General features: G+C 41.6%; 23 protein-coding genes. 21 read left to right on the forward strand and 2 right to left on the reverse strand.

The features are described from left to right. Window positions 1-6: 6 nt before the first annotated feature. The 10 genes from PSE83_RS07825 (at window position 7) to PSE83_RS07870 (ending at window position 6,180) form a co-directional block, all read left to right on the forward strand. On the forward strand, window positions 7-1,398 hold the full coding sequence (locus PSE83_RS07825) for a DUF2213 domain-containing protein (protein ID WP_272574771.1): 1,392 nt from the start codon (window positions 7-9) through the stop codon (window positions 1,396-1,398). A 3-nt stretch (window positions 1,399-1,401) separates the two neighbouring features. After that, window positions 1,402-1,842 (forward strand): hypothetical protein, encoded by a 441-nt coding sequence (locus PSE83_RS07830; protein WP_272574772.1) that lies wholly within the window; start codon window positions 1,402-1,404, stop codon window positions 1,840-1,842. Window positions 1,843-1,852: 10 nt separating this feature from the next. Beyond that, window positions 1,853-2,917, forward strand: coding sequence for a major capsid protein (locus PSE83_RS07835; RefSeq protein WP_272574773.1), 1,065 nt, complete (start codon window positions 1,853-1,855; stop codon window positions 2,915-2,917). A 9-nt stretch (window positions 2,918-2,926) separates the two neighbouring features. After that, on the forward strand, window positions 2,927-3,136 hold the full coding sequence (locus tag PSE83_RS07840) for a hypothetical protein (protein WP_154635016.1): 210 nt from the start codon (window positions 2,927-2,929) through the stop codon (window positions 3,134-3,136). Beyond that, on the forward strand, window positions 3,120-3,491 hold the full coding sequence (locus PSE83_RS07845) for a DUF7370 family protein (protein ID WP_094963023.1): 372 nt from the start codon (window positions 3,120-3,122) through the stop codon (window positions 3,489-3,491). The genes PSE83_RS07840 and PSE83_RS07845 overlap by 17 nt, the downstream gene beginning before the upstream one ends. Next, window positions 3,488-3,856: a hypothetical protein gene (locus tag PSE83_RS07850; protein ID WP_272660778.1), complete on the forward strand. Its 369-nt coding sequence runs from the start codon at window positions 3,488-3,490 to the stop codon at window positions 3,854-3,856. Before PSE83_RS07845 ends, PSE83_RS07850 begins: the two co-directional genes overlap by 4 nt. A 1-nt stretch (window position 3,857) precedes the next feature. Next, on the forward strand, window positions 3,858-4,283 hold the full coding sequence (locus PSE83_RS07855; protein WP_272660779.1) for an HK97 gp10 family phage protein: 426 nt from the start codon (window positions 3,858-3,860) through the stop codon (window positions 4,281-4,283). Next, a complete protein-coding gene (locus tag PSE83_RS07860) occupies window positions 4,280-4,648 on the forward strand; it encodes a phage tail termination protein (RefSeq protein WP_442960077.1) in 369 nt (122 codons plus the stop codon). The genes PSE83_RS07855 and PSE83_RS07860 overlap by 4 nt, the downstream gene beginning before the upstream one ends. A gap of 61 nt (window positions 4,649-4,709) precedes the next feature. Further along, window positions 4,710-5,450, forward strand: coding sequence for an Ig-like domain-containing protein (locus PSE83_RS07865; protein WP_272660781.1), 741 nt, complete (start codon window positions 4,710-4,712; stop codon window positions 5,448-5,450). A 49-nt stretch (window positions 5,451-5,499) separates the two neighbouring features. Continuing rightward, the gene (locus tag PSE83_RS07870; protein ID WP_272660782.1) at window positions 5,500-6,180 is read left to right on the forward strand and encodes a DUF6246 family protein; all 681 of its coding nucleotides are present in this window, start codon (window positions 5,500-5,502) and stop codon (window positions 6,178-6,180) included. A gap of 27 nt (window positions 6,181-6,207) precedes the next feature. Here PSE83_RS07870 and PSE83_RS07875 read toward each other — a convergent pair whose 3' ends face one another. Both PSE83_RS07875 and PSE83_RS07880 read right to left on the reverse strand, forming a co-directional pair. Then, window positions 6,208-7,131 (reverse strand): hypothetical protein, encoded by a 924-nt coding sequence (locus tag PSE83_RS07875; protein ID WP_217008213.1) that lies wholly within the window; start codon window positions 7,129-7,131, stop codon window positions 6,208-6,210. A 2-nt stretch (window positions 7,132-7,133) separates the two neighbouring features. After that, window positions 7,134-7,385: an Arc family DNA-binding protein gene (locus tag PSE83_RS07880; RefSeq protein ID WP_217008214.1), complete on the reverse strand. Its 252-nt coding sequence runs from the start codon at window positions 7,383-7,385 to the stop codon at window positions 7,134-7,136. A 224-nt stretch (window positions 7,386-7,609) separates the two neighbouring features. Here PSE83_RS07880 and umuD point away from each other — a divergent pair, with 224 nt between their 5' ends. From umuD to PSE83_RS07930, 11 genes are all read left to right on the forward strand, one after another. Next, on the forward strand, window positions 7,610-8,023 hold the full coding sequence (gene umuD, locus PSE83_RS07885) for a translesion error-prone DNA polymerase V autoproteolytic subunit (protein ID WP_110732150.1): 414 nt from the start codon (window positions 7,610-7,612) through the stop codon (window positions 8,021-8,023). Beyond that, window positions 8,023-9,285 (forward strand): translesion error-prone DNA polymerase V subunit UmuC, encoded by a 1,263-nt coding sequence (gene umuC, locus PSE83_RS07890; protein ID WP_272660783.1) that lies wholly within the window; start codon window positions 8,023-8,025, stop codon window positions 9,283-9,285. The genes umuD and umuC overlap by 1 nt, the downstream gene beginning before the upstream one ends. 143 nt (window positions 9,286-9,428) lie before the next feature. After that, on the forward strand, window positions 9,429-10,460 hold the full coding sequence (locus tag PSE83_RS07895) for an SMEK domain-containing protein (RefSeq protein WP_272660784.1): 1,032 nt from the start codon (window positions 9,429-9,431) through the stop codon (window positions 10,458-10,460). Next, entirely contained in the window at window positions 10,435-10,671 is a 237-nt protein-coding gene (locus tag PSE83_RS20420) for an ABC-three component system middle component 6 (RefSeq protein ID WP_006660988.1), read from the forward strand. The genes PSE83_RS07895 and PSE83_RS20420 overlap by 26 nt, the downstream gene beginning before the upstream one ends. Continuing rightward, window positions 10,643-12,370, forward strand: coding sequence for a DUF2326 domain-containing protein (locus tag PSE83_RS07900; RefSeq protein WP_272660785.1), 1,728 nt, complete (start codon window positions 10,643-10,645; stop codon window positions 12,368-12,370). Before PSE83_RS20420 ends, PSE83_RS07900 begins: the two co-directional genes overlap by 29 nt. A 94-nt stretch (window positions 12,371-12,464) precedes the next feature. Continuing rightward, entirely contained in the window at window positions 12,465-12,764 is a 300-nt protein-coding gene (locus PSE83_RS07905) for a hypothetical protein (RefSeq protein ID WP_272660786.1), read from the forward strand. Between the two features lie 165 nt (window positions 12,765-12,929). Then, on the forward strand, window positions 12,930-16,100 hold the full coding sequence (locus PSE83_RS07910) for a tape measure protein (RefSeq protein ID WP_272660787.1): 3,171 nt from the start codon (window positions 12,930-12,932) through the stop codon (window positions 16,098-16,100). Between the two features lie 8 nt (window positions 16,101-16,108). Continuing rightward, complete coding sequence (locus PSE83_RS07915) at window positions 16,109-16,594, forward strand: hypothetical protein (RefSeq protein ID WP_272660788.1); 486 nt, start codon at window positions 16,109-16,111, stop codon at window positions 16,592-16,594. Next, window positions 16,591-17,058, forward strand: coding sequence for a DUF1833 family protein (locus PSE83_RS07920; RefSeq protein ID WP_267721911.1), 468 nt, complete (start codon window positions 16,591-16,593; stop codon window positions 17,056-17,058). The genes PSE83_RS07915 and PSE83_RS07920 overlap by 4 nt, the downstream gene beginning before the upstream one ends. Beyond that, the gene (locus tag PSE83_RS07925; RefSeq protein ID WP_272660790.1) at window positions 17,058-17,450 is read left to right on the forward strand and encodes an NlpC/P60 family protein; all 393 of its coding nucleotides are present in this window, start codon (window positions 17,058-17,060) and stop codon (window positions 17,448-17,450) included. Before PSE83_RS07920 ends, PSE83_RS07925 begins: the two co-directional genes overlap by 1 nt. Beyond that, window positions 17,437-19,911: a host specificity factor TipJ family phage tail protein gene (locus PSE83_RS07930; protein WP_272660791.1), complete on the forward strand. Its 2,475-nt coding sequence runs from the start codon at window positions 17,437-17,439 to the stop codon at window positions 19,909-19,911. The genes PSE83_RS07925 and PSE83_RS07930 overlap by 14 nt, the downstream gene beginning before the upstream one ends. The last annotated feature ends 40 nt before the right edge of the window (window positions 19,912-19,951 follow it).

The raw sequence follows: 19,951 nt of genomic DNA on the forward strand, positions 1-19,951 counted from the left end.
CAACACATGAAGCTATCCAGCATTCATGTTAAATCACTGGCTGTCAACTCCTCCAATATCTCAACTGAAACTATCGATGGTGATGAGCATATCGTCATTCGCGGCGTTGTGCCTGTCATTGATGATGTTGTGATGAACGGTGGTTTATATCCAGCCAGTGAGATTAACAGCAGTTTTAAGTCGATGGAGGGGCGACAGTGTCCATATGGTCATCCTAAAATCGGCACTGATTATGTATCGGCAGACATGCCGCGTGCAGTAAACCAATATCACATTGGGGCGTGGGCTGAAAACGTCCGTAAGGATGGCGAAAAGGTCATCATGGATGTGAAAGTAAACCGTCGATTTGCTGATGGCTGCGAGAAGGGGAAAGAATTCCTATCCCGAATTGATGAAATTATCGCGGGCAACAGTTCCGATCCCATTCATGTATCAACGGGGTTATTGCTCCAGCGCGAACAGAACAAAGGCAAGTCAAAGGGTAAAGCCTACACATGGGTCGCTAGAAACATGCACTTTGACCATATCGCTATTTTACCCGCATCAGAACCAGGAGCAGCTACGCCAGAAGATGGCGTGGGAATGTTCGTGAATAGCGAGGGTGAGAAGCTAGAAACTGAAACAGCAGAGCTTATTGATGCAGCAAACTTCACACAAGAAGGCTTATTCAACAAAGCTAAGTTCTTTTTCGCTAACAATTCATTCTCATTTGAAGACATCTATTCCGCATTACGTGCGGCATTACGCAATGCTTCCAGTGGCGATGATTGGCCTTATCCCGAAATGGTATGGCCCGATAAATTCATTTACTACAAATCAGGTAAAACCTACCAACAAAAATATCTCATGAACGATGACGGAGACGCCGAACTCGTTGGTGAGCCTATCGAAGTTGTGCGCAAGCCAACAGAGTACGAAGTTAAAACCAATAAGGAAACTAACCCGATGAAAGAAATCATCACGAATGCGCTGAAGGCGAAAGGCATCGAAACAGAAGGTAAATCTGATGCTGAATTACTGGATGCGTACAATCAAATGAACGCCGAAGAAAAGAAAGAGGAAACGCCAGAAGAAAAAGCTGCGCGTGAGAAAAAAGAGAAAGCGGAAAAGGATAAAGCCGACACCGCAAACAACAGTGAACTACAGCAGCAAATTACAGCCGCTGTAAACGCTGCTATTGCCCCACTTCAAGCGCAGTTAAACGCTAACGCAGACAAAGAAGTAAATGCAATGCGTGATGCTGTGAAAGCTAAATTCGGCATGTCCGACATCGCTGTTAATGCGCTAAGTGGCGACCCACTGAAAGAGCTATACGCACAGTGCAATGTATCACATGGCCTGAATGGTTCATTCCAACAAGTCAATTCCTCTCAATCAGTTTCAGATATGCCGGAGTAAAACATGGCGAATAAAAAACGTGTAATTCATGCGGGTGGTGTATTTCCTAATCCGCTATTAAATCGTGAAGGCGCGGCTTCGGCTGACACTAAAGCGGGTGTTATCGGTTTCTATGATGAGACCACTGCTAAATTCACGCCATCAGTCGACGGTAAAGAAGCGAACATTTTGTATGTGGCCAACTTTGATTATCTACGCTGCCAAACGGTTGATGATGTAATCAAGGCGGGTGATTGGGTTGTTGCAATTCAACCAATGCAAGGTTTGTTCTTAAACGTGCGTGCCGCTGCTGGCACTTACAAGAAAGGCCAAGCGGTTATTGTTGCTAACGGTCAAGTCACACTGGCAACTGGTGCAGAAGGCGAAGCAGTATTTGCCTATGTCGAAGAAGATACAGCATTAACCGCTGAAGCGGGTGATCTGGTTCGTGTTGTGTTCAAGTAAGGAGAACTGAATGTTTTATTTTTCAACTAAGAAGGCAACCGAAACGGGGAACCTTGAAGCCAACCAAGCGCAGTTCGGTGCGTTGAGTTTGGAGCGTAACTCATCTGCTCAGGCTGTGGCTGACTTTATTTCTCGTGCTCGTAATGTGCCTGTTTTAGACGCTGCCAATGCGGTGGACGACATTAAACGTTTGTACAAAGCGTATGACCAGACTGTGTTAGCTGAATTCCAGCCAAACACTGAATTCACCTTGTTAAACGACCTTATGGGCCTATCTCGCTCAGTTCGTATTGATGAGTCGGTCTATGAATATGCACGTAAAGGCGGTGGCGGTGTGGCTCACACGTCAATGAGTGGTCAGGTCGGTGCGTTACTTGATGCTAGCGCTTATAGCTTCGATGGAACAATGGTGCCAATTCATGACACTGGCTTTAAGTTCACATGGCGTGACCCGATTTTCGGTAAAGGCTCTGCACTGGCTTCGTTATCTGACGCTCAGAAAGACTCTGTTGATACTGTTCGCCGTAAGTACCTCGATTTTATCTGGAATGGTTTCCGTGATGCTGCGGGTAACTTCATTGCGTTTGATGGTAAGACGTTTAAAGGCTTGCGTAATGATGAGCGCGTAGCTCAAGTGACATTGAATATCAATTTCGCAACTGAGCAAGATGGCAAGAAAATCCGTACTGAAATCATCAAACTGCGTGACGTTCTGAAGTTGCAAAACTTGCAATATGGCGAGCAAACTTGGTATGTCTCAGGCGAAATTCTGTCTAACTGGGAATCGGTCTACTTTGATGTTAACCAAACCCGCACCATTCTTGAAGAAATTAAGAAAATCACGGGCATTAAAGACATCAAAGAAGACTATGAGCTGAAAGGTAACGAAGTTCTCATTGTTCCGCTGGGTGCTGGTGTTATCGCTCCTATCGTCGGTCAGGCATTCGGTACTGTTGCAGACCCTCGCCAGTTCTATAACTCAGATTATGTATGGCGCACATGGGGTGCTGCTGGTCTGATGGTTAAGCAAGACATCGCGGGTCACTTCTCAGTTATCCACGCTAAAGGCGCATAAGGGGGATTCATGGCACTGGTAAAGGTTATTTCAAGTAACTTCTTTGCTGGTGCCGACCTCAAAAAACAAGAGGTTGGCGCTCAGCTGGATGTCTCAGAAGAAACTGCTGAAACATGGCTACGGGCTGGTCTGGTAGAGCGAATCGAAGAACGAAAACTCGAAGTCTCCACGCCAGAGAAGAAAAAAGGTAAAGGTAAATCAGATGGTGATAACACTTGATGATGTAAAGCCAATGATAGCCGAGCTTGGGTTTACATTGCCTGATTCCGTGCTGTTGTTGCTACTGGAACAAGTGAATGCAAAATCTGAATGCTTGGCGGCTAACTATGATGAGTCGCTGCAAAAGCTGCTTCTAGTTTATGCGCTGGTTCGCCTTGCCTCATTGTCTGGCGCTAGAAAGATATCATCACAAGGCGCTCCTAACGGGGCGTCACGTTCGTTTACTTATGACTCTGCTGGGACAGATTATTTATTGAAACAGTTGAGAGCATGGGATACGGCAGGGTGTTTATCTACGCTACCACTGGCGAGTAAATCGGTTGGGTTTTTTGGTGTGGTAGGGGGTTACTCGTGAGTAATACGGCTAACTGGTCATATACCAATGTCGCTACTGTTTACCCTGTCACTCGCGGCGGTGGAAAATGGGATGACACAATCACCTATGGCACTCCATATCTTATCGACTGCACGTGGCAATCTAGCAATGAAGTTGTGAAAGACGACTTGGGCAAAGAGTTCGTCACCAATAACGTGTTTTACACTGAGTTGAAGCGCAACGGTGTCGATGTGCAAAGGCCTGAGCGCGGCTTCTACATTGCCAAAGGTGATACCACTTCTCAATCTGACCCGAGAGTCGCAGGAGCTGACATTATCATCACAGTTAAAGAAGATGACATGAGCTTTTTCGGTGAAGAGCCAGACTATGAGATAAGGACGTGATATGGCTAAACGTGTTCGGGTCGTTAATAACATACATGCGTTTGTAGAAGGTGTTAATCGCAGAGCCGCAAGAGCCGTGATGTCTGGTGCAAATGTTATTGGTCTCAGGGCAGCTCTGTATACGCCAATCGACACATCTACGCTAATTAACTCACAGAATAGGGAACTGAAAGTAAATGGATATTTACTGACAGGTAGGGTTATTTATACAGCCAATTATGCCGCTTATGTACATAATGCACTGGGCACATTAAAAGGCCAACCTAGGGCTCACTTTGGTAAAACTCGTGAAGGGAAATCCTTTGGCGGTGGTAGTTTAACCGGAAACTATTGGGACCCGAACGCAAAACCTAAGTTCCTGCAATTAGCTGCCGAAGAGGGAAGACAAGAAGTTGAAGAGGCGATCAGGCGGGAGATGACATTGTGATTATTGACGACTTTCTCGATTACTTGGAGCGCGGAAACCTGACTTCTGACTTCATTGTTCAAAGGCTTGAATGGAAGGAGAGGCCAGATAGCAAGATTCAACAATACATTGTTATCCGTCCCTCCAGTGGTACTGGTCGACTGGGTGAGTTGAGTGCCGATGATTATGTCGATGTTATTCTCGTGTCCGCACAAGATGACCCAATCCCCGCATTAACTCGCGCTGATGAAATACTCAAATATGTCGCGGCAAATCCTAGCGACTGTAATCTCAACTCAGTTTTTAATATGGGTGGGTTGCCGTCTGGAATTGTAACCACAGAAAACCGAACGATATTCAGACTCTCATTCCGCTGCTTATCATAAACAAACAAATCTCAAACTAGGTCGCCAATGCGCGGCCTTTTTTATTTATAAGAGAGGCAACATGCAAGGTTGTACTACTAGCTCAGACATCATGACTGGGCGATTGAAAACTGTCGAGTTGGCATATGGTTGTCCTGACCAGTTCCCGACTGACGAAGAGTTAAAACTAAATGGCCTGCCAACATCGGTGACGTGGGATTTAGCGCCTGAAACGCTGGTTTCTGATGCTGATAATGGCGGTATTTCTTCCACTATGATTTCAAACCTTGACCCGACTTACTCGATTGAAGGTGAAGTACGTCTTCATGACCGTTCTGATGAGTTTGGTATTCAGCAATTTATTAAATACGTTGTTGATGAGATTAAGGCTCGTCGTCAGCCTACCGTGTGGATGCGTTTGCACTGGGGTGATTACTATCACATTGGATACATGAACGTTACTGGGTTAAGTGACGGTGGCGGGGTGAAAGAAATTGTAACCTACAGCTTAGAGCTAAAACTGGCTGATGGTACGACTTTCCAAGTTATCGAAGATGACAATGCAATCCCTGTTACTGCTGTAGTTGTTGCACCTAAAACCGCATCAGTTGAAGTAGGAAAGACAACGCAATTATCGGCAACGGTGACACCTAGCAACGCAACTAATAAAGCGATTGTGTGGAAAAGCTCTGATGCAGGTAAGGCAACTGTTACACCAAACGGCCTAGTTACTGGTATCGCTGCTGGCAAAGTTACCATCACGGCAACAACCGCTGATGGTGGCCTGACAGATACGTCAGAAGTGACCGTAACAGCTCCTTAATATTACAAAGGGTACTTACGAGTGCCCTTGATAATACTAGGAGTATCTTATGACACCGAAAATAGAATATGGCGAGTTCGCTGTTCAAACACCTAATAACGAGTACATTTTTAGCCCGTCATTTAATGCAATGACGAATATCGGTAGCCCATCAGAAATAGTTGACACCTTCACGGTTTTATCTGGTTCTGTCGTTAGTGAGGCCATTTCATTATTGGCGGCATATTCGCTTAACGGCGATTCAAATAGCAATTGGCTGTTGAAATATTTGAAAAAAAGTACGTCTCGCAAATTGCTATCATCAGCAATGATTGTGATGCAAGCATGTTGCAATAAGGACTGCGACGAATTAATAGGCCAGTGGCGAGCGGGTAAAAACGGCACAGTATACCGCATGGGTAAAATGCCAATATCTGACATTATCGTGTTGGCTAGAGAGTTGATGATCCATGGCGTAATTGGCAAGGTGAAAATCAGGAAGCTACAGCGTAATGAGAGCGACAAAGAATTCACTGATTCATTTAATGCTGTCGAATATATCAATGCCTCCCGAGTGCACTTTGAAATGAACCGTGACGAAGCCGAGATGCTCACAATGTCAGAGTTTCTGATGATGCTTAAAGCTAAGTATCCAGAAGAAAAAGGCTTCACCAAAGAAGAATATGACACTGCTGTTGATGATTATTTCGAGCGTAAAAAACGTCGAATTGCACTGACTAAGAATGCATAGAGGGGGTTTTTTAGCGGATGATATTTTCTATAATATTTTATCAAACTCTAATAGCAACTTACTTCTAGATAGCGGACTAATAGGCGACTGAGCGTATTTAGAATCATTCATGTTAAAAATTGAAACAATCATTCTACAAACTAGTTTCTCCATATTCCTTATTAAGAATGCTGTCTCCCTATTTAATTCTAATGAGGTGCTGTCTTCGCTAATGGCAAATCCTAATGGCTCACCATAAAATAGAGCCTCATGCATGGTTTCATTTCGCACTCTCGATACTATGGTGGGTTTTGATTCTGTAATCGCAAATTCAGGGGTCGGTATACCAAGTTTTTTACAACACCACGTTATCCTATCTGCATGATTAGGCTTCTTACCTTTACAGCTTGAATATATAACCTGAAAGCATCCATCAAGCGCATAATATAAATATTGAAATTTTTCAAATGGTAAGCTTTGCGGATTGTTTGATAAAAATAAACAATGGATTATTGCTGAAGTGTTTTTTAGCTTACTAGCATTATTTTTGTTTTTCGCGTATCGATAAGATAATTTTACCGCAGAATTTAAATGAATAATGAAATCAAATAAGATATTGGGCTTAATAATGGTTGAGTCCAAAAAGCCTGCCTCAGTGGATGTGAGTCTCATCCCAGTAAAAAAAGACAAGGCCCATATGAAAAAATCTGTTTCTTCTAGGGACAAATCCGATTTGATGGAGTGAGTTTTTGGTAAGGAAAACACTCTGTTTGGGTAAGGCAAATCTCTTTTTGTGTCAGATACAAATTCGTTGTAGCAAGCAGGGTTTGCATAATACCAATCTTTATAAGTTTGTGGATGATGGCTTACCAGTTTAACGAGCTCGTTCAGGTTTGGTGAAGTTAAAATAGAAAGTCCATCAAACTCAATATTGATTGGCTTTGGATAATAACCAAATTGACATTCAGTCATAATTATTCTTTTTCCTCGTACATTTTAACAAGTTGCTCATAAACAACTTTCTTAAACTCTTCGGCCTGCATCGCTGCCATATGCTCGGCGCTACTTTTTGGTAACGCAGATGCAGAGTCAATCGCAGCTTGAAGTATCATTACTATTTCTGAATTTAATGAGCGTCCGTTTTGGGCTGCTCTAACAGTTAAACTATCTTTAAGCTCATCCGGTATTCTAACGCCGTATGGAGCAATATTTCTCATGCCTTTCATATTCACTCTCACTGTAAAGTATCTACACAGTGTAGTGAATATTTTTTTGCCCAAACATTCTCACCAAGCGCGACAAATAAATACACCGTGTAGTTGATTGGGTGTTTGTATCGGCATAAAGTTATATTTGTTTATATTATTCCGCGAAAACTTACATTAGTGATCTGTACAAACGATGTAACTAGAATATACTGTATATAAATACAGTTATATTTTGGTGCATCATGAAGCTAGAGCTTATAGATTCCGAGTCAATTATCAATATTCCACTTTTCCTAGACCGTGTACCAGCTGGGTTTCCATCACCTGCGGCTGACTACATGGAAGAGAGAATAAACCTCAACAGTACGCTGATTAAGCATCCTGATAGCACGTACATGTTGCGTGTCGAAGGTAATTCGATGATTGATGCAAATATTAACGACGGTGACGTTGTTATTGTCGATAGTGCGCTTTCAGCTAAAGACGGTGATATTGTGATTGCTAGTGTTGACGGTGAATTCACAGTAAAGAGACTAAAGTCTCATCCACCTATGTTAATGCCAATGAATCCTGATTTTCAGCCGATACTCATTGGCGATGCGCAGGACTTGCAGATATTTGGTGTTGTCACATTCATTATTCACAAGGCGCAATAATGTTTGCCTTAGTTGATGTTAATTCGTTCTATGCAAGTTGCGAGAAAGTATTCAGGCCAGATTTGGTTGGAAAGCCAGTAATCGTCCTGAGTAACAATGATGGCTGCGTGATTGCCCGGTCAGCTGAAGCAAAGAAAATCGGTGTAAAAATGGGTGAGCTCTACTATGAGCGAAGAAATTATTACCACCAAAATAACATCAATATATTTAGTTCTAACTATGCATTATATGCTGATATGAGTGATAGGGTGATGTCACTGTTATCAATGTATGCTCCACGTTTGGAGATATATTCGATAGATGAGGCGTTCCTTGATTTCACTGGCATGGCCCATACATTTAATTTAGAAGAGTATGGGCGAGAAATTCAATCAACGATATTGCAGCGAACTCACTTGCCTGTTGGCGTTGGAATTGGCGCCACTAAAACTCTGGCTAAGATTGCTAACCATGCAGCTAAAACTTGGAAGAAAACGGGCGGTGTTGTCGAGCTATCTGATAGAAGTCGGCAAAGAAAGTTACTGTCACTTATTCCGATTGAGGAGGTGTGGGGTATTGGCCGTAGAATCTCAGCAAAGTTGAGAGTTATGGGCATTTATACCGCTTTAGACTTAGCCAATGCGCCAGTGGCCACAATACGCAAAACGTTTGGCGTAACTCTAGAAAGAACACTCCGAGAGCTGAATGGTGAATCCTGTATTGAGCTTGAAGAGGTCAGGAAAGTTAAGCAGCAAATACTATGCTCACGCTCGTTCGGTAAGAAGGTTTTAGATATTGAAACTATGCGCAAGGCCGTTTGTGATTACGCAGAACGTGCAGCGGAGAAGCTTCGTGAAGAAAAACAGCGATGTAGAATCATTGGCTTATTCATACAAACTAGCCGTCACGCCTCGGGTGAAGACTATGCCAACAGCGCTAGTATCAAACTTGAATACCCTAGCAGCGACACGAGAGACATCATCAACGCTGCCATGCGTGGATTGGATTCCATATGGCGAGACGGTTATCGGTACTACAAAGCAGGGATAATGTTGTCCGACTTCACAGATTCAGATATTACTCAGTTCGATATGTTTTCGACTCAAAGGCCATTTAAGAATAGCGATGAACTAATGAAAACATTAGATAGGATAAACAATAGTGGCCTTGGTAAAGTCTGGTTTGCTGCGAAGGGCGGTGATAGTGGATACCAGATGAAGCGCGAAATGCTGTCACCTGCTTACACTACAAATTTCGATGAGTTGCCTGTGGTGAAGGCTTGAGCTGTAAATAAGATCAGTAACGCTTACCCTAAAACAAATGGTTAAATATCTCTCATTAATTTATGGGGGATAATAATGAAAGGATCATATAAATTCAAAGAACTATTCATGGAAACCGTCAAGAAGATGTATGAGGGTAAATCATGAGGCTTGATGAGAGGGAGGATATAATAAAAAAAATAGTACGCACATTTTCGCTGATTAAGTGTGATATAGGCGCCATGCAGTCCATTAACATTCATAGTCTTAACATACATGCAGAAGATTTTTTTTGTGATGTATTTAATTTTTTAAATGACAGGCTAGATCTAAAAAATGCAAACTCAGCATCATTTAATGAGAAATTCATTGATTTAGTTGATCATAACGCAAAGTTAGTTATTCAAGTTACAACAACAAAATTAAAATCAAAAATTGATAATAGCCTTAAAATCTTAAACGATGAAAGGTATAAAGGGTATCGGGTTGAGATTTTTTATATATTAGATAAGCCAAAACACCTTCAAAAGGACACTTTAAAATCATATAGTGACCTATATGGCATAGAGAATATAACAGAACACTTAAAGGATTTTGATGATTTATTGAACGATATAAAAAATCTTAGTGGTGAAAGATTATTAAAAATCTATCAGTCTTACTTTAGAGATGCAAATGAAAGATATACAGACGAGATCACCTTACAAACAGTTTTTGACCTTCTTATTAAAGGATGTGAGGAAAAAACGCACGATTACAGTGTAGATTTTAGAAATACTGAGTTATCTGAGAAAATAAAAATAAACCAGTTAAATAGCAAGGTGTCATCATTATTGATGTTAGGCAGTGAATACTCATTGCCAATATACAACATCATTAATTCTGATGATCTTACGCAGCTTAGCACGTTGATAGTCAATGAATTTTATTATGAAGTTTTAGTGGATAATTTACGTCATTCTGATGTGCCAATGAAAAATATAATAAATAAAAACATTAGTGAGCTACATGATATGGCATCACTTGTATATAACATAAATTTCTCTAAGGTTTTAGGTGACTTAAGTGAGAGGATAAAGAAAAAGACTTACAATGCATCTTTTCAAGAAACATCAGTTTCTTGGGTGATTATCGCTTACTTTTTTGAAGAGTGTTTCGTGGGGATAAAATATGATTCTTCCTACAAAATTAATTAGCCCAATAGATTCATTATATTGCATATCTGCATATGTAGTTGAAATACTAATAAATAAAAAAAATATGGCATTTGACGATTTGCTCGATAGTCTGAATGCAGCTTACCCCATTCCGATAAGTATTGAGAAATTACAGTTTTGTCTAGACTTTTTATTTATTATCGGAAAACTGGATTTTGAAAATGAAACTCTTAAAATTATACTCGAGTAATCCTAAATTTAAGACCATCAAATTCAATGATGGCCTTAACATTGTCGCTGGGTTACAAAAAAGCAAGGAAAATGAACATACATATAACGGCATTGGCAAGAGCAGTAGCTTACAATTAGTTCATCTTATGCTTGGCAGCCGTTTTAACACAAAGATAGAAAGTGATAAAAAATTCAAAGCCTTCTTATCTGGTTATGGCGATTTTTTCTTGGATTTTTCCTGTGGCTCATCTGAATATACAATTAGAGTAAATTTCAGTAATGGTGATTATTACGTTAATGATGAAAAAATAGGCAAAGATCAAACTTTTTGCAAATATTTAACAAAACTTATTCTACCAAAAGATAATAAATGGATTTCATTCAGGCAGGTTTTTAATTGTTTCGCACGGCGACATCTGACAGGGCGAAGTTATTATGTCGATGCTTTGATGCAGCAAGCGCAGCCTATCGATAATTTTTATCAGAGGATAGTTAATTTATCACTGCTTGGTTTGGATTTAACCCTGCCGAATTCATATAGAGAAACATTAATAAAAATCGAAAATATTGATAAGGCAAAAAAATCTTTACAGGAAGTGAATAAATCAAATGACGAATCTGATTTGCTTGATTTAAAAGATAAGTTATGTAGTTTATTGCTTGATAAGGAAAATTTTATCATCGCAAAAAATTATGATGAGCTAAAAAATGAAGCAGATATCCTTACTGATGAAATAAATGAACTGCGAAATTCTATTTTCTCAAATAGTCGGGCTGCTAGGAGAAAAAGGAAGGTGTTAGATGATTCAATTCAGCCATCTAATATTGACCTTAACAGAATTGAAATTATTTTTGAAGAGGCTGAGTTTCATTTTTCTGAGATGGTACAGAAGCGATTAGAAGAGGCTGAAAGCTTTCATTTAAGGGTTTACGACGCAAGGAAAAAAAGATTAGAAGTTGATGTAAGTTCTTTAGAAAAAGAGAATATTGACCTGACTGAAAAACTTAAAAAAATTGAGCTTCATAGAGACTCACTTCTTAAAGAACTGGACTCAAAGGGTGCTCTTGAAGAATACAATTCAATAGTAGAGCATATAAGAGGGTTGGAGTCACAAATTGCTGAGCTCTCAAGTAATCAGTCTGCTCTTACTAAATTGACTAAAGATCAAGCGCGTTTGGAAAAAAAGAAAGCTGATATTGACTTTAAGGCCATAGAGTATATTGAGAAAGAAAAAGGCCGCATAGAAGAAATAGAAAAAAAATTCAGGTCAATAGTTAAGACGATATATAAAAATTTAGGCGGATCACTTAAGATTACGAAAAATGAAGGGAAAGCAAAGTATCTATATGATATAAATGTACATATCCCTAAAGATGGTTCGCAGGGAATAAATGAAGTTAAGATATTCTGTTATGATATGTTGCTTTTTATTTTAAACCCTAACTTATTAGGATTCATGGCTCATGATAGTTACTTATTTAGCGGGATAGACCAAAGACAGACAAGAACCATGTTTAAAATAATATTGGATAAGTGCAACAACTCTGGCTTACAGTATTTTGTAAATATAAATAAAAATATCTACGATGATCTTGTTGTGCCTTTTCCTGACGATATTCTTACAAACGAAGAGCGTCAGCAGATAATTGATGGCACGGTATTGCAGTTATTTGATGATAATAAAGATAGCACCCTGTTTGGGGAATATTTTGATTGACTTAAAAGCAACCTGCTCCGGCAGGTTTTTTGTTTGCTTCAATTTGCACTCCCGCTAAGCTAACATTACTTAAACTAATTAATGGGATGGTGAGATGAAAAGAATATTAGCAGTGGCTGTGGCTTTATTATTTAGCACTTCTGTACATGCAAATAGCGAATGCAATGACGAGGTATGCGCAGTTAAGCACTGGAAAGAACTGGTGTGTGATAAATCAAGCAATGAAAAACAATGCAATGAATACTTGGGTCATATAATTAAATCTACTCATTACCAAGGCGCATTGGCTCTGCATTGCAAGCAAAAAAGAGAGAGCGGAGAGTTAGTGAAAGGTAGCAACTTGGCTGAAAAATGTGAAGTATCTGATAAGTTTCTAGCAGAAGTCGCTAAGTAAGAAAATAATTTGAGAGCACAGAGGCCCTGCATAATTGCGGGGTTTTTTATTTTAGCTAAAGGCTCACACATTTGTGTGGGCTTTCTTTTTTTAAAGAGGTCAGATATGGCAGAAAGTCAAAATGTTGGCGGCATTCATTATGATGTTGCCATGGATGTTAAACCAATGCTGTCAGGCGAGCGTCAGGTTGGCTCAAGCTTAGATAGAATGGAAGGAAACTTTAATAAGGCATCTAAATCTATTGATAGTGTTGAGAAATCTATGCTGTCCTTCTCAAAGGCTGCTCTAGCAGTCTCGTCAGCGATAAGTGTAGGTGCCATAGTCAATATGGTGGATGAATGGGGGCAGGTCGCAGCGCGTATTAAAATGGCTCTCAAATCAGTTGAAGGTGATATTGAAAAATATGGCTCCATCCAAGAGCGCTTCCTAGAAATAAGTAACCGTAACGGCAAGGCCATTGAAGACACTCAATTATTGTATGTTGGTGCTGCTACATCAATGCAGGAATTAGGCTATAGCACAGAACAAACAATTGATTACATTGAATCTCTTTCCTCTTCTTTAACAGCTAACGCATCCAGCGCCAATGAAACCCAATCGATGATCAACGCACTTAATAAGGCAATGGTTTCGGGGAAAGTTGCGGGTGAAAACTGGAACTCAATAATGAATGCCACTCCGACATTGATTGGAGATATCGCTAAGCAGTTATCTATCATGCGTGGCGGAGTAAAAGTTACAGAACAAGATGTTAAGAAACTAGCAGCAGATGGGAAAATTTCTTTCCAGTTATTTGCCGATGCAGTTATCAGAGCAAAAGAGGCTAATAATGCAATGGCTGATAGCATGGATAACACTGTAGCAGATGGGTTCACAAAACTAACTAATTCAGCCAAGACTTATTTTGGCGAGCTAAACCAAGGCCTAGGAATAACAAGAAATATATCTGCTGGATTTGCTGTTTTATCTGAGAACTTTGATAAGGTTGCGGCTGCTGCTGTCATTGCGACTTCGGTTATTGGGGCAAGATATGTTGGCGCATTATCGACATCAATAAAGGCTAAAATAGCCGACGCTGCTGCATCTGCTAAACAAGTACTATCAACAAGATCGGCGGCACTTGCTGTGCGTGATGAAACGCAGGCTATCATTAGTAATCTAACAGCCGAGAGAGCTAAAATCGTAGCGCAAAACCAGTGGATGGCTTCCCAGTCTGTAATTAATAGGCAGATGGGCGTAAATGTTAGTTATCAAAAAGAATACCAAGCTAACGCCGCCAGAATAGCAGCAATTGATACGCAAATGGCCACAGCTAAAACACAGTTAGCGGCTGCAACAAATCAGGCTTCGATTGCCAATAGGGTATATGCTGCTAGCGCCAATATGTTGCGAGGAGGTCTGGCATTAATAGGTGGTCCTATGGGGGCGGCCACATTAGCAGCAGGTGCAATTTTTTTCTTCTATCAAAAAAGCCAAGAAGCAAAGCAAGAGGCTTTAGCGTTCGCTGACTCTATAGAAGAACTAAAAAATAAGATGAAAGACCTATCATCGGTTGCGTTAGAGGGAGAAATAGGAAAGGCCAGTCGCTCTATAGAAGTTCAGAAGGATGCTATAGCCGAGTTAGAGAATGAAATAAATGAATTGGTGAAATCAAATAAATTAGCATCTGAGAGTTTTGATTTGCTTGGAATGAAGGATGGAGTGGTAGCTGAAGCCAACGACAATCTAAAAATAAAAACAGCTGAGTTAGAAGAAAGAAAGGCTAAGTTAGCAAAAACTATTGAGTTTGTAAGCAGTGCGACAGGGGAGTTAACTGAAAAGAATAAAGATTTGTACGATGCTATGAATAGTGCGTCAGGAATGGCTGGAAAAATGGGGGCCGCTATTGGTGCATTACAACAGAGAATCAAAGCTGCTGCCGATGAGAAAGCCAGATTAAATAACGAAATGCGTGATAACCCAGAAACTGATGATGGGAAAAAAGCCATTTTAAATTTAAAAGAACAAAACGAGTTATTAGGAATAAAAGACAAGCGGCAGAGGGCAATCAGGAAAGCGGAAATGGAAGCTGCTAAGCTGACTCAGAACGCTGATCAGGCAAGGGATATAGTAGCATTAGCAACTGCAAACTATGATCTAGCAGAAGCTGAACGCGAAAGCTCTAAGACAGCAAAGGCATCAACAAAAACCACTGATGAGGCAGGAGAAGCGCTTAAACGTCTGCAAACTGAACTAACCAGACTCAACCAAGGTTATGCAGAAGGCTCGCTTGAGTTGGCGCAGTATGACGCAGCACAGGCATTGGGTGCTAAAGCCTCACCAGAACAAATAGCATTAGCAAAAGAACGCGCTAAATCTATTTGGGAAGTACAGGCAGCAACCAAGGCGGCAACTAAAGCGGAGGAAGATAGAAAGAATAGTCAGGCAAACTTCACCTCTCTTCAAGAAAGCGTCTCACCAGTGACAGCAATTGATAACCAATTTGCCAAGCAGATGGAGCAAATCAACCAATACAAGCAACTTTACCCGCAAAGCATTGCTGAGGCAGAGGCATTACGTTCTCAAATAGAGGAGCAGTATCGCCAGAAGAGGATGGATGCACAGTGGCAAGAGCTAAGCAATGCTAGTTTAGGCTACAACATGCTTACATCAGCTGTAGATTCCTTTGGTGGGAATGCATCTAATGTAATTACTGGCTTAGTAACAGGTACGATGTCAGCAGCAGATGCAGCACGCTCGCTGGGTAACACCATGCTAAACAGTGTCGTTAATTCGCTTGTTCAGGTTGGCGTTGAGATGCTGAAAAACTTCATCATTGGTCAAACTATGGGAAGTGCCGCCGCAGCTGCTTCAGCTGGTCAAGCTGCATTGGTTGCTACAGCTTGGGCTCCTGCCGCCGCCTTATCATCACTAGCAACATTAGGAGCAAATGCTGCCGCGGCTAACACAGCTATCGCTGGAACTGTTGGTATGGCAAAAGGCTTAGCTGTTGCAGGTGCGAGATATAACGGTGGGCCCGTTGGAGCAGGTCAAATGTATCAAGTCGGTGAGCATGGCAAGCCTGAAATCTTCAAAGCCAGCACTGGAAAGCAATACATGATACCGGGTGACAATGGGCGAGTTATTTCGAATAAGGATATGCAGGGAGGTGGTAGCGCAGGCGTGACGGTGATTATTGAACATCACGGAACTCCGATGCAAGTCTTGAGCCAAAGTAATGAAAAAGGATTATCAGGAGAGGATGTAGTAAGGCTTATTACTCAAGATGCTCATGAAAAAGGCCCTATCCTACAGTCAATAATGGCTAACACATCAGCAACAGCAAGAATCAGATAGAGGTAACGATGGACGAAATTATTGACTACCCATCATGGATAACTCCACCACAAAAAGCCAATAAAAATATGACGTTTGATACTGGCTTTCGAACTGACCAACCGCAAGTAGGCCCACCTATATTCCAGAAATTAACTGATGACATAAAAACAGTTTGGAACTTAACGTGGATATTTACACTGGCAGAAGATAGGGCTTTCAATCAGTGGCTAAGAAGCCCTAATTACCTAGACAATTGCAATAGATGGTTTCGATTAGCAATCAATCTCGGTGGCTCTGGTCAGCAAATGCAGGAGTTACACTTCACTAGCTTTCCTGTGCAAACGTCTATCGATGGCAACTCAACTAAATGGACCGGTACTGTTATCTGCCGCAAGCTATTTAATGAAGACGACGAGTTTGGCGATTTAATCGTTGAGATACAGCCGAGAGATTGGGGTCTACTAGATATTGTCGTCACTGAGCGATTGCCTAGGTGCAAGGAGGGCGAATGAAGTTAAGAGAGTACAGAGCGCAACGACCAATGCGCACATTCTACGAAACCATCCAGTTCTATCACCCATCATTCGGAAATATTCATTTAGTCAGCTTACAGATAGAGCCTAAGGTATTGGGCGGTGTTGAGTATCAGCCGTGTAACTTTGAACTTGCTGAAAGCCAGCAAAGCAAAACGCCGATTATCGATGCTTCTGTTAAGTTTAGCCGAGTGGCGCAGGACTTTAAGCAGCAGCTCAAGTTATGGCGGTCAAACACTCGAATGAAGCCGATTATCGCAACGTTCAGGCTATTTGATTCAGCCGACAAAGATAGCCCGATAAGCGAGTGGTCGCTGTACGTGAAGGACTGTTCACTCGATTCGGAATCGGTAACTGTCACACTATCGATGAATAACCCGCTGAATAAGAACGTTGGGCGTATTTACACAATGGAAGAATTCACAGGCTTGGAGACTGTTTAATGACGAGAAATGAATTCATAAACAAGATGATTGGCAAGCCGTGGAAGAATCGGGCGTGTACGTTTGAGGCGTGTGATTGTTGGGCGCTAGTTGTTCTGTATTATCGCCACGTTCTCAACAGCGAAATTCATCATGATGCTGGCTACGAATCGGACCATGATTTTGTAACTTGCTATGAGAATGAGGTCGAATTCTGGCAACGTACTGACCATCCAGTAGATGACGGGATATTCATTGGCTATCGCGGCTCTCAGCCAGCTCACATTGGTTTAATTATTGATGGTAATGCATTTCATAGCCGAGGCGAAAATGGAGCTGTACGCATGGATAGGCTCATTGTGCTTGAGAAGAAGTTCACGAAATTGGAGTTTATGAAATATGCCGATAGTTGAAATTCAGCGAATAGCGGGAACACCTAAAGAAAGAGTCGATTTAACAGTCGGCTCTTTTTTTTATAGCGATTTTCTAGTGCATCAGCAGTTGCATAGTGACGCTGTCATTCTAGTTAACGGTCGTGAGCTGCAAGAAGATGAGGAGTTAGATTTCGAGATAACACCGACTCACTTTATTCAAGCGTTAGACCAGCCGAAAGGGGTTATCGGCGATATCTTAAACCCAGTGTTTAACCTTGTAACGAAAGTATTCTCGTTTCTTGCACCGAAAACGCCGTCATTTTCTGCTGCTGAGTCGAATGTTAAAGACAGTCCGAATAACCGACTCACAGGGCAAACAAACGTTGCTCGAGCATATCAAGCAAGACCAGAAATTCACGGTCAGGTGAGGGCTTTTCCCGACCTTATCCAGCAGTCTATGTTTGAGTATAACAACAACCTTAAAACGGTTACTGAGTGGCTAAACATCGGCATTGGAGAATATAAAACAGAAAGCATTCGATTTGCTGAGTCTGATTTCACGGCGATGGCGGGGGCTAGCTACAAGATATATAGGCCGAAAGAAGTTATCCCGCTGATTAACGAAGGCTTTGAGTTTCCCGATATTGACGGGCAAGAATTACCGGGGCCTAACGAAAGCAAGGACATCCCACAGCAAACAGCGACAGCAAACGAAGTGGTTTCAGGTGAGATAAAAGGTGGCGAAGCAGCGATAAAAATCGTTAAGCAAGATGAGTTTGAATACTTCTATGAGCTTACGAAACCGCGCTCCATCTCAATGACAGTGAATGTAAGTTACGACACGCCGCAGGGTTCGGTAACTAAAGATGTGAAAATTGACGCTCAATTAGTTGACGCAAAAATTAGTGACGACGGTTCTTTGATAACCCCTGTCGAGTATTACGAATTCTTCTTTACTAACCTAAGTGGTACTGATTTAGCTCAACTTCCACCGAATGCTGTAGTGAATACGACAAAATTCATTCTGTATGACAATCAGTTTTTAACAGTGGGCCCGTTCTTTTCTCCAGTAGATGGTGACCAAATGTGGATTCACCTGCAAGCGCAACTTGGTGGTGGTGATAACTGCAATGCAACTGTCGAAATCTGGAAGATAAACACGGATAACGAGGAAATATCAGGCACTCGACAAAGCTTAAATACTGCACTGAGCGCTAACAATGGTGCGCGAGTTTATTACAAAACCGACAAGGTGACACTTAACTCAGGACGTGGGCGTTACGCTGTACAACTCACTCGGCGCAATAACAGCAGTGACCAAAGCGTGATGAAGATAGAAAACGCTCACATAGTCCGAGTTCGTGAGAATGTCGTTTTTGAGAATGACACGATTGTTAATGTGTCAGTGAGGGCTACTGAAGCGCCAACGGGAGCAAGAGAGCGCAAATACAATCTGCTGGCTACGCGCATGGTTATTTCATATGACCGAGCTTCAAAGCAAGTTGATTACACGCTCAGGCCATCACGAAGCTTTGCTGATGCAGTACTGCACACTTGGCTGATTACTGCTGGAGAAGGTGAGAAGAATATCGACATCGACGGTCTCTATCGAATATACGATAGTTTGCCTGATGAGAGATTGGGATATTTCGATTACACATTCGATGATGAAGACATTTCCCTCGGGCAACGCATCGAAACTATCTGTAATGCTGCGAGAGTAACTGCTTATTTCGATAATGCAGTCCTTACTTTTTCCCGCGAACAGTCCAGCGAATTCCCAATGACCACATTCAGTCGGTCAAACATCACAGGTAACGACATGAAGATATCGTATGACATGTCGATGCCATCGGGATATGACGGGATTGAATTGGAGTATGTCGAACCGGTTCGCAATAAGAAAGACTACATCCGCTTTCGAGTTGATGAAAACGGCATTACTGAGGGCTTATCACGCACGCCGAATAAGATTGTCTTACAGGGCTGTAGAAATCGCTATCAAGCAATGGACAGGACACTACTCGAAGCTAATCGACTTATTCACCAGCGAACAAGTATCAGCCTGACAACCCTTGCAGACGGCGGGAATGTGTACCCGTCAGACATGGTTTTGATAGCAGATACCTACGACTCAAACCAGCAAGCAGGATATATCACTGAACGAAAAGGAGAGGTATTCACAACCAGTGAGAAAATCAAATTTGATGAAGAAATGTGGGTATATCTCACTGATTCTATGGGCTACACAACGCAGAAGTTTAAAGCAGAACCTAGGATTGATACTGAGTTCGGCTTTATCGCAAGTGTACCTGAAGATATCGAGCTAAATTTCTATGATGGATATCAGAAGCAATCCCCTTCTAGATATGTGATAGCGACATCAATTGAACTTGAAAGCATCAAATGGGTGATAACCGATAAGCGCCCTCTCAGTGGTGAACGTTACACAATAACCGCAACCGAATATTTCGACGCAAAACCAGACTATAACGCATAACAGCAATCATTAACCAACAAGCCAGCCATCAGAGCTGGCT

The organism is Providencia sp. PROV150 (assembly GCF_028481025.1).
In the GTDB taxonomy this organism is placed as follows: domain Bacteria; phylum Pseudomonadota; class Gammaproteobacteria; order Enterobacterales; family Enterobacteriaceae; genus Providencia; species Providencia hangzhouensis.